General features: G+C 72.3%; 7 protein-coding genes and 1 pseudogene. 3 read left to right on the top strand and 5 right to left on the bottom strand.

What is annotated here, in order from left to right:
* Nucleotide 1 precedes the first annotated feature (1 nt).
* Both AB0N73_RS14825 and AB0N73_RS14830 read left to right on the top strand, forming a co-directional pair.
* The gene (locus AB0N73_RS14825) at nt 2-865 is read left to right on the top strand and encodes a hypothetical protein (RefSeq protein ID WP_363564831.1); all 864 of its coding nucleotides are present in this window, start codon (nt 2-4) and stop codon (nt 863-865) included.
* Nucleotides 865-1,302: a YbaB/EbfC family nucleoid-associated protein gene (locus AB0N73_RS14830; RefSeq protein ID WP_363564833.1), complete on the top strand. Its 438-nt coding sequence runs from the start codon at nt 865-867 to the stop codon at nt 1,300-1,302. Before AB0N73_RS14825 ends, AB0N73_RS14830 begins: the two co-directional genes overlap by 1 nt.
* A gap of 12 nt (nt 1,303-1,314) precedes the next feature.
* On the opposite strand, the gene AB0N73_RS14835 is transcribed toward AB0N73_RS14830, so the two are convergent.
* Together AB0N73_RS14835 and AB0N73_RS14840 are read right to left on the bottom strand one after the other, a co-directional pair.
* The gene (locus AB0N73_RS14835; protein ID WP_363564835.1) at nt 1,315-2,271 is read right to left on the bottom strand and encodes a hypothetical protein; all 957 of its coding nucleotides are present in this window, start codon (nt 2,269-2,271) and stop codon (nt 1,315-1,317) included.
* A 50-nt stretch (nt 2,272-2,321) separates the two neighbouring features.
* On the bottom strand, nt 2,322-2,609 hold the full coding sequence (locus AB0N73_RS14840) for a WXG100 family type VII secretion target (RefSeq protein ID WP_363564837.1): 288 nt from the start codon (nt 2,607-2,609) through the stop codon (nt 2,322-2,324).
* A 132-nt stretch (nt 2,610-2,741) separates the two neighbouring features.
* Between AB0N73_RS14840 and cofD the strand changes: the two genes are divergently transcribed.
* Nucleotides 2,742-3,710, top strand: a complete 969-nt coding sequence (gene cofD / locus AB0N73_RS14845) for a 2-phospho-L-lactate transferase (RefSeq protein WP_363564839.1) — start codon at nt 2,742-2,744, stop codon at nt 3,708-3,710.
* A 699-nt stretch (nt 3,711-4,409) separates the two neighbouring features.
* Here the strand turns inward: cofD and AB0N73_RS14850 are convergent.
* From AB0N73_RS14850 to AB0N73_RS14860, 3 genes and pseudogenes are all read right to left on the bottom strand, one after another.
* Nucleotides 4,410-5,051: an NTP transferase domain-containing protein gene (locus tag AB0N73_RS14850; protein WP_363564841.1), complete on the bottom strand. Its 642-nt coding sequence runs from the start codon at nt 5,049-5,051 to the stop codon at nt 4,410-4,412.
* Nucleotides 5,048-6,061: a glucose-6-phosphate dehydrogenase (coenzyme-F420) gene (gene fgd / locus AB0N73_RS14855; protein ID WP_363564843.1), complete on the bottom strand. Its 1,014-nt coding sequence runs from the start codon at nt 6,059-6,061 to the stop codon at nt 5,048-5,050. The genes AB0N73_RS14850 and fgd overlap by 4 nt, the downstream gene beginning before the upstream one ends.
* A pseudogene (locus tag AB0N73_RS14860) lies at nt 6,058-6,338 on the bottom strand (hypothetical protein); the annotation flags it as partial. The gene fgd and the pseudogene AB0N73_RS14860, both read right to left, overlap by 4 nt.

Genomic DNA, 6,338 nt, shown 5'->3' on the forward strand with positions numbered 1-6,338 from the left:
CGTGTCGGGACTCATCGTGGCGCCCAGCTACGAGGGCGTCAGCGGCGAGGCGGTGCTGGCCGCCATCCCGGTCGCGGGCAACATCGCGTCGGCGGCGGAGGCATTCGGCAACGGCGACATCGGCTCCGGCATCATCAGCGTCGCCGGCAGTGCGCTCGACGTGGTCGACATGATGGTCAACCCGATCGCGACTCTTGCGTCGTCGTGTGCGTCCTTCCTGCTCGACTACATGCCGCCGCTGCACCAGGCGCTGGAACTGCTGACCGGCAGTCCCGAGATGGTGCGGGCACTGGGGGAGACATGGGACAACCTCGGCACCGCGCTGGCGGAGGTCGCCGATGCCCGCGACCCCGCCATCCAGGCGCTGATGGCGAGCTGGACGGGTGTGGCCGCGCAGGCATACGAGAAGCTCGCGCAGGGACTCACACAGATCGTGGATTCGGTGTCTCAGGCCGCGCACAGCGTGGCCGACGGCCTGCGGATGGCTGCGATGGTCGTGGAGATCGTCTACGAGATCGTGAAGGCCATCATCTCGGATCTCGTCGGGCAGCTCATCCAGTCCGTCGTGATCGCGCTGGCCACGGTCGGTGTGGGCATCCCTGTCGTGGTGGGTCAGTGCGCGGCGAAGATCGCCCGCCGGGTGCCGCAGGTGGCCGAGTGGGTCGACAAGATCATCGACGTGATGCGCCGCATCGACGAGGTGGTGTCGCGGCTCACCCAGTTCCAGAAGATCTTCACGGTGGATCTCAGCGGCGTGAGCGATGCGCTGCGCGCGGCGCAGAAGTTCGATGTGAATGCGATCGATCTGGTTTCGATCGTGCAGGCCGCCGACACCGCCCACGCCAACAACTACGAGAACAGGTGATGATGAACACGGGCCCCGAGGTCGCCGGCGTTCCCGAGGACATCCAGCGCCTCGTCGACGAGCACCGCGCCCAGTACGCGCGTGCCGCCGAGCAGGGCGCCGCCGCCGAACGCGTGCAGCAACGGTGGGCGGAGACGGGCGGTGCGTCCGCCACATCCCTGCGCGGGGAGGTGACCGTGCGGGTCGGTCCCGCCGGGCTGCTCGAGGACGTCCGCATCCAGCAGCGTGGACTCGATCTCGGAGCGGCCGGCCTTTCACGGCTGCTGACCGCGACGCTGCGCCAGGCGCTGGTGAACCTGGAGGAGTCCGCCGCCGAGGATGTCGCGGAAGCGGACGGCGGCGCCGTGGGCGGGGCGATGCTCGCCGAGATCCGCACCGGACTTGCGGGACCTCTCACCGCGCTCCGCGGCGACGAGAGCGACCTGCGCGAGGGCTGACGCCGGGCGGGATCAGTCCCGCGCCAGCGTGGAGGCGACAGTCGGCACCCCGGAGACGTTGCGGGCCCGGGTCACCGGGAGGCCGGCGACGTCGAGGCCGATCGACAGGCCGGGCTCCGCGTCGGACGGTCCTTCCCACACGTCGACCGCCTCACGGTGCGACAGCGTCACGGCGTACTCGGCGGTCGGGGTCTCCCGCCAGTCGATCTTCTGCAGCCCCTGGCCCTTCCAGTCCCGGGCGATGAGGCGGTGGTCCAGGCGCAGTGCGGGACCATCCTCCGCGTCGCGCGGTGACACACCGGTGCCGGCCACCAACGCGTCGGCGCGGCCCCACGCCGCCGCCGGCACGTGCTGCAGGAGCGCGGCGAGGAGGGCGGCGCGCGCCTGAACCGCCACCAGGTCGTGCGTCGGGAAGCCATAGGTGAGGATGTGCCCGGCCCGGATCACGACGGGGGTGCGTTCGGGGGCCGTTTCCAGCGCGGACACGAAGCCGGGAGTGAGCAGGTCGGCGGCGAAGGCTGGGATGAACCCCTCGACGCTCCAGCGCGCCGAGGGACCGAAGGGTGGACGCGGCAGCGGAGGCAGCCGCACCCCGTGGTCGTCGCGCCGTGACAGCGTCGCGTCGCCGAATCGGATCTCGGGCAGGACGTCGGGAAGGCGGAGCCACAGCACGTTCGTCTCCACGCGGTGGCCGAACTTCGTGCCGCTGTTCGTCGTGCCGTACTCATAGCCCACGAGTCGGCCTGCCGTCGCGGGGTAGCCGTGCGCGTCACCGGTGGCGACCTCGCTCATTCCGGTCGGCCAGATGGCCCCTTCTCGCGGCCGCACGCGCAAGGCGGCTTCTTGGATCTCGAGTGCCGGCGGCGGCGTCGCATCCTCCCACCGCCAGCCCGCGGCCTCGAACGAGGGACGCACGGCGGCACGGTCGAGGGCATCCTTCTGGCGACGCTTCTTTCCGAACGGCAGCATGCGGCCAGCCTAGACTTCCGACGTCTCGTCGAGCACCGTGGGCGCCGGTGTCAGAACGACCGTGCGACGGTGCGTTCCTGCTCGGCGATCGCGCCGCCGGCCTGTTCCATGACGGCGGCGTAGGCGCTCAGACGACGCTGCGTGGCGCGCATGTTCGCCTCCCAATGCGCGCGCATCCCGACGTAGGCGATGTAGGCCTCGCCCTTCCACGCGCTATCGAGTCTGGCGAGCTCCGCATCCAACTGCTCGAGGACCTCGTGGATGGCCTGCGCACTCTGCTGCACGGCGAGCACCGATTGCGCGACGCGGTCGAAATCGATCGTGATGCGGTCGCTCATGCGCGCCTCCTCCTACGGGAACCCTCCGATCATTCTGTCAACAGGTGGGCACGCGCGGTGCGCCCTGGGGATAGTCGCCCCGTCGGGCCGGCGGAGCGCCGGGGAAGCGGAGCCGGCTGGGAAGATGGGACGATGAGCGCATCCGTCCCGCCCCGCGTCGTCGTCCTCGCCGGTGGCGTCGGCGGGGCGAAGTTCACGCTCGGTGCGAGGGCGGCGCTCGCCGCCCTCGACGCCCCCGAGGCGACCGTGGTCGTCAACACCGGCGACGATCTCTGGCTGAGCGGCGTGCGGCTGCAGCCCGACATCGACTCCGTGCTCTACGCGCTCGGCGGGCAGAACGACACCGTCCGCGGATGGGGCCGCGCCGGCGATACCGAGCGCGTCAACGCGGAGCTGCAGGCATGGGGCGCGGGGTGGCCCTGGTTCACCCTCGGCGACCTCGATCTCGGCACCCATCTGGCGCGGACGGGGTGGCTCCGCGACGGAGCGACCGTCACCGAGGTGGTCGATCGCCTCTCGCGTCGCTGGCCGCTGGGCGTGCGCCTGCTGCCCATGACCGACACCGAGGTCGACACGCACGTGCTGCTCCGAGACGGCGCCCGGATGCACTTCCAGGAGTGGTGGACGCGTCACCGCGCCTCGCTCGAGCCCGCCGCGTTCGAGAACCCCGGCATCGAGCAGTCGGTGCCCGCGCCGGGTGTCGTCGAGGCGATCGCCGACGCCGATGTGGTGCTGCTCGCGCCGTCGAACCCCGTCGTGTCGATCGGGCCCATCCTGTCCGTGCCGGGTGTCCGTCAGGCCCTCGCCACCACGCCCGCCCGCGTCGTCGGCGTCTCACCGATCATCGGCGGTCGCGTGGTGCGCGGGATGGCGGATGTCTGCCTCACCGCGATCGGCGTCGAGACCTCTGCGGCGGCCGTCGCCGCGCACTACGGCGCGCGTTCGTCGGGCGGCGTGCTCGACGCGTGGCTGGTGGCCGAGGAAGACGCGGATGCCGCGGCATCCGTCGACGCGCTCGGCATCCGCGCGGTCGTCGCCCCGCTCTGGATGACCGACGTCCCCGCCTCCGCCGCCCTGGCCACCACCGCCCTCCGCGCCTGACCCCCGGGCGGCGTGCTGGGTACCCGGTGGGGTGCTGGGTGCTGGGTGCGCTGGGTGAGCGGGGTGCGCGGGGTGCGCTGGGTGCTGGGTGCGAGATGCCCGAGTGCTGGGTGCGCGGTGCTGAGTGCGTGATGCCCGAGTGCACGACATCCCGTCGAGTGCACGGGGTGCGTGCGCGGCGAAGTCGTGCGCTCGGCGGTAACCCGTGCGCTGGCGTGGGGTGGATGGGTGCGCGGTGCTGGTGCTGGTGCTGGTGCTGGTGCGGGTGCGGGTGCAGGTGCAGGGTCGGGGTCGGCACCTGTGCGGGCTTCTTGAAGCCCGAGTGCACGACCTGCCGTCGAGTGCACGGGGTGCGTGCGCGGCGAAGTCGTGCGCTCGGCGGTAAGCCGTGCACTCGCGTGGGGTGGATGGGTGCGCGGTGCGGGTGCGGGTGCGGGTGCAGGTGCAGGTGCAGGCGCGGGTGCAGGTGCGGGTGCGGGGGATGGCGTCGCGCGCTGGGGGTGGGGAGTGGTGCCGTGTGCGGGGGCGTGGGCCGGCCGGGCATTGAGGTGCGGGGTCGGCAACTGTGCGGGCTTCTTGATGCCGAGTGCACAACATCCCGTCGAGTGCACGGGGTGCGTGCGCGGCGAAGTCGTGCGCTCGGCGGTAAGCCGTGCGCTCGCGTGGGGTGGAAGGGCGGGGCGGGCCGGGCGGGGTGGCTCAGCGCGGGCGGGCGGGAAAAGCGTGGGGGGAGGCGGCGCGGGTGCGGGGGCCGAGACCCAGTGCGGCGGCGGCGGCGAGTTGCGCGGGGGTGTCGACATCGCGGCGCAGGGTCGAGGTCGCCGGGATGTCGAGCGGCACGCATCCGAGCGCCACGTGACGGGCGAACGAGTCGGCGCCGAAGGCACTCGCCCAGACGATGCCCGCGCCGGCGGTGACGAGGGTCGATCCGGTGCCCTCCGCATCCGCGACGACCGCGCGGTCGTGGGATGCGGCGGCGTCGAGCGCTGCGGTCAGATCGGGGCCGCGGAGCGCCGGGAGATCACCGAGCAGCACGGCCCGGTGCGGCGTCGTCGTCGCTGCGAGCCCTCGCTCGATCGCGGCCGCGATGCCGCGCGGCTCGGGCTCGGTCACGACCCGCACGCCGTCGATCGCCGCGGCCTGCCGCGCGGTCTCGGCATCCGCGGTCACCAACACGACCGCGGCGGCCGTGGCAGCGGCAGCGACCGTGTCGAGGCCGATCGCGCGCACCAGCGCGGCATCCACGCCGAGGCGCGACTTGCCGGCCGCGGCGGACTTCAACGGCACGACGACCGTCCAGACCGACGCGGCCATCCCCGCAGCGGTTCCCGCGTCGGTCACACCCCGAACCGGGCCCGCAGGCGCGGCAGGATCTCGGCGCCGTAGGCGCGCAGGAACTCCTCCTGATCGGCGCCGGGGTCGTGGAACACCAGGTGGCGGAAGCCGAGGTCGACGTACCGGGCGATCTTCTCCACGTGCTCGTCGGGGTCGGTCGAGACGATGAAACGGGAGGCGGCGCGTTCGATCGGCAGCTCGGCGGCACGGCGCTGCATCTCGATGGGGTCGTGGATGCCGGTCTTCTCGTCCGGCGTCAGCGCCAGCGGCGCCCAGAACCGGGTCTTCTCCAGCGCCGTGGCGTGATCGGGGTGGTACGACACCTTGACCTCGATGAGCGTGTCGATGGCGTCGTCGGCGCGCCCGGCCTTCTCGAGACCCTCGCGGAGCGCAGGCAGGAGCGTGTCGGTGTAGAGCTTCGGGTCCTTGCCGCTGGTCGTGATGAATCCGTCGGCGATGCGGCCGGCCAGCTTGGTCGCCGCGGGGCCGGCTGCGCCGATGTAGATCGGCACCGGCGTCGTCGGACGGTCGTAGACGGTGGCGTCGGTGACCTGCCAGAAGTTGCCCTCGTAGGTCACGCGCTCGCCGGCCCACAGCTTCTCGATGAGGGTGATCGCCTCTTTGAGACGCTGGAAGCGCTCGGGCGGGTCGGGCCAGTCGAGCCCGAGGGTCACCTCGTTGAGCGCCTCGCCCGTGCCGACGCCCAGCACGATGCGGCCCGGGAACATCACCCCGAGCGTCGCGAACGCCTGCGCCACGACGGCCGGGTGGTAGCGGAAGGTGGGTGTGAGCACCGAGGTGCCCAGGATGACGCGCGAGGTGCGCGCGCCCACGGCGCCCAGCCACGGCAGGGCCGCCGGGGCATGCCCGCCCTCGTGCATCCACGGCTGGAAGTGGTCGGAGATGAAGACCGAGTCGAAGCCCATCTCCTCGGAGAGCACCGCATAGTCGGCGAGCTGATCGGGGGCGAACTGCTCGGCCGAGGCCTTGTACCCGAAGCGCAGGGGGATGGTCATGACTCTCCTCTCGCCCGCGAGGTGTCGCGGGGGTGTCCGGCGGTCCGGAATTCGGATCCGTCGGCGTCGTCCAACAGGGCGCGGAACGCGTCGACGGTCTCGGGCCAGAGCAAGGTCAGTCTGCCCGAGCGGTCGTCGACGTACCAGGTGTCGCACCCGCCGCGGATCCAGGGGGTGGATGCGGCCGCCGCATCGATGCGCGCCGTGTAGGCCGTCTCGGCCTCCGGGCGCAGTCGCAGCACCGCGTCGCCCGCGCGGTCGAGGGTGCGCGCCACGT

It is taken from the genome of Microbacterium sp. NPDC089189, assembly GCF_040685095.1.
In the GTDB taxonomy this organism is placed as follows: domain Bacteria; phylum Actinomycetota; class Actinomycetes; order Actinomycetales; family Microbacteriaceae; genus Microbacterium.

What these genes read in the sequence shown, in the direction of transcription:
- AB0N73_RS14830 (WP_363564833.1), top strand. Translation starts at nt 865, where the DNA reads ATGATGAACACGGGCCCCGAGGTCGCCGGCGTTCCCGAGGACATCCAG.
- AB0N73_RS14835 (WP_363564835.1), bottom strand. Translation starts at nt 2,271, where the DNA reads ATGCTGCCGTTCGGAAAGAAGCGTCGCCAGAAGGATGCCCTCGACCGT.
- AB0N73_RS14840 (WP_363564837.1), bottom strand. Translation starts at nt 2,609, where the DNA reads ATGAGCGACCGCATCACGATCGATTTCGACCGCGTCGCGCAATCGGTG.
- cofD (WP_363564839.1), top strand. Translation starts at nt 2,742, where the DNA reads ATGAGCGCATCCGTCCCGCCCCGCGTCGTCGTCCTCGCCGGTGGCGTC.
- fgd (WP_363564843.1), bottom strand. Translation starts at nt 6,061, where the DNA reads ATGACCATCCCCCTGCGCTTCGGGTACAAGGCCTCGGCCGAGCAGTTC.